Annotated in this window: 2 protein-coding genes; both read left to right on the top strand. The window is 70.5% G+C overall.

Features of this window, described 5'->3' with window-relative positions:
- On the top strand, positions 1-279 hold a 279-nt coding region (locus PV363_RS16950; protein WP_301022971.1), incomplete at its 5' end, for a hypothetical protein.
- 137 nt (positions 280-416) lie between these two features.
- A partial coding sequence (locus PV363_RS16955) for an amidohydrolase (protein ID WP_301022972.1) occupies positions 417-2,905 on the top strand: 2,489 nt, incomplete at its 3' end.

Below are 2,905 nucleotides of genomic sequence, written 5' to 3' on the forward strand. Positions count from 1 at the left end.
GTCCCCGGCCCCGTTACGGTCGAGGTGAGCGGCGGAGCCGACGAGCCGGCCGCGCGTCCGGTCGACCTCGGCGTCAACCACCTGTGCGTGGACGTCGAGGGCATCGACGCCGTACGGGGCAGCCTCGACGGGACGACGTGGCACCACCCGGTCGCCGAGTCCAGCGGTGGCATCGCCGCGGTCTGCTACGGCACCACGAGAGACGGTGTCCTCCTCGAGCTCCTGGAGTCACGCAGCCCCGACGCGTTCCTCTCCCGGACCCGGCTCACGCACCCCTAGGCTCCGCTCGTCCCGCCTGACCGACCGCTCGGCTCAGGGAGTGCACCGCCCGTCTCAATCACCCACGCGGCGACTTTTCATCTGAAAACGGACTGGAAACATCCCGTTGCATCACTCAACCAGCGGAGGAGACAGTGATGCATCCGAGAGTCCCGACACGCTCCCTCACCGTGGGAGCCGCCGCCGTGGCGCTGGTGGCGACCAGCGTCATGGGCGCACAAGCCGATCCGAACGGCGCCCCCAAGCCGCGGACGACCACCGTCACCCTCGAGGAGGGGACCAATCTCGCCGTCGCGGCAGCACCGGACGGCAGCATGGTGATGGACCTCCACGGGATGCTCTACCGCGTCCCGGAGGGCGGCGGGAAGGCGAGACGCCTGACCGACCCGCTGCTCGAGACCGCACGTCCCGACGTCGCCTCGGACGGGCGGCTGGTCTTCCAGTCCTACCGCGACGGTCGGTTTCACATCTGGACGTCCGACGCCGACGGCAGCGACACGACGCAGCTCACCACCGGCGGGTACGACGACCGTGAGCCACGGTGGTCCCCCGACGGTCGGCACGTCGTCTTCGCGTCCGACCGCAGCGGGAGCTACGACATCTGGTCGGTGGAAGTCGCCAGCGGCGAGCTGACGCGCTGGACCACCGGTGCCGGCCAGGAGGTGACGCCGTCGTGGTCACCGGACGGTCGACGCGTCGTGTACGTCGCCGACAACGCGGTCACCGCGAGCGACCGAGCCGGTGCGGCGCAGGTGCTTGTCCCCGCCCCGGCCACCGGAACGACCCTCCAGTCACCGGCGATGGCGCCGGATGGTGAGCGCGTCGCGTACGTCGAGCAGCAGGGCACGCGCTCGGACCTGATGGTCGACGGGAAGCCCGTCACCCAGGGGTCCGACGTCTTCCTGTTCACACCGGAGTGGACCGACGGCGACACGCTGCTCTACGCCGCAGACGGCGGCATCCGTGAGGTCGCGGCCTCCGGCGGCGAGCCGTCGGAGATCCCGTTCACCGCTCAGGTACGGCTTCGCGGCGCGGACTACCGCCTCAAGAAGCACGACTTCGACGACCGTCGCCGACGCGACGTCACGGGGGTGCTCACGCCCCAGCTCTCGCCCGACGGCACGAGCATCGCCTTCGTGGCGCTCAACGACCTATGGATCATGCCGATCGGAGGGCGCCCGGAGCGACTCACGAACGACGACTTCCACGAGGTCAACCCGACGTTCTCGCCCGACGGACGTCGGCTCCTCTACTCGTCGGACCGTGCAGGCACCGAGGACCTCTACGTCCGTACGCTGCGCACGGGTGCGGAGCGACGCCTCACCGCGCTGGATTCGGCAGAGGTCTCCGGCGTGTTCTCGCCCGACGGCACGCAGGTCGCTTTCCAGGACCAGCGCGGCGCGACGTACGTGCTCGAGGTCGGCAGCGGTGCCGTACGCGAGCTGGTCCCGTCGCTGTTCGGTCCGGGCAGGCCCACGTGGTCGGCCGACGGGTCGACGATCGCATTCGCTGCCGTGAAGCAGTACTCGCAGCGCTTCCGCGAGGGCACGAGCCAGATCCTCACCGTCGACGTCGCCACCGGGGAGCAGACCTTCCATCCTCCGGGCCGTACGCACGCCTCGATCTCCACACGCGGGGACGACGGTCCGGTGTGGTCGCCCGACGGACGGCAGATGGCGTTCGTGGTCCGGTCGACGCTGCGCGTGATGCCGGTCCAGCCGGACGGCACGCCCGCGGGGCAGCCGCGTCAGGTCAACGGCGAGGTCGCGGACGCGCCGTCGTGGAGCGGTGACTCCCGCCGCCTGCTCTATCTGAACAACGGCCGGCTCCGGCTCGCCGATGCACGCACCGGCAGGGCGCGCACGATCCGCGTGCCGCTGTCATTCCGACCCGAGGTCGCCACCGGCCGCACGGTCGTCCACGCCGGCGCCTTCTGGGACGGCGAGCGGCGCAGGCTGCGCCACGACGTCGACATCACGGTCGTGAACAACCGCATCCGCAGCATCGCCGCGCACGACCGTCACAACCATCGCGGGGTGCAGGCGATCGACGCGTCGGACCTCACGATCATGCCCGGCCTGATGGACTCGCACGTCCACCAGGAGTACGAGTCGCGGTTCTTCGGCGACCGGCAGGGCCGGATCAACCTCGCGTACGGCATCACGTCGACGCTGTCGGTCGGCGACCAGGCGTACCGCGCGATGGAGGACCGCGACGCGCTCGACGCCGGAGCGCGGATCGGTCCGCGCTTCTACGCGACGGGGGAGCCGATCGACGGCTCGCGGGTCTACTACAACTTCATGCGCCCGACCGAGACCGACGGCGACGTCGCGAGGGAGCTCGCGCGGGTGAAGACGCTCGACTACGACTTCCTCAAGACCTACGTCCGGCTCCCGGCGGACCGGATGAAGACGGTGGTCGACTTCGCCCACCGGCTCGGGCTGCGGTCGGAGTCGCACTACCTCTCGCCGGGTGCGTTCGTGGGGCAGGACGGTACGTCACACCTCGCGGCGACGCAGCGCCTCGGCTTCGCCCGGACGATCACGGCGACGGGGCAGAGCTATGCCGACGTGCCGACGATGTACGGGGAGGGTCGGCGCAACGTCACGACCACGCTCTTCACGAC

It is taken from the genome of Mumia sp. (assembly GCF_028803055.1).
GTDB lineage: Bacteria > Actinomycetota > Actinomycetes > Propionibacteriales > Nocardioidaceae > Mumia.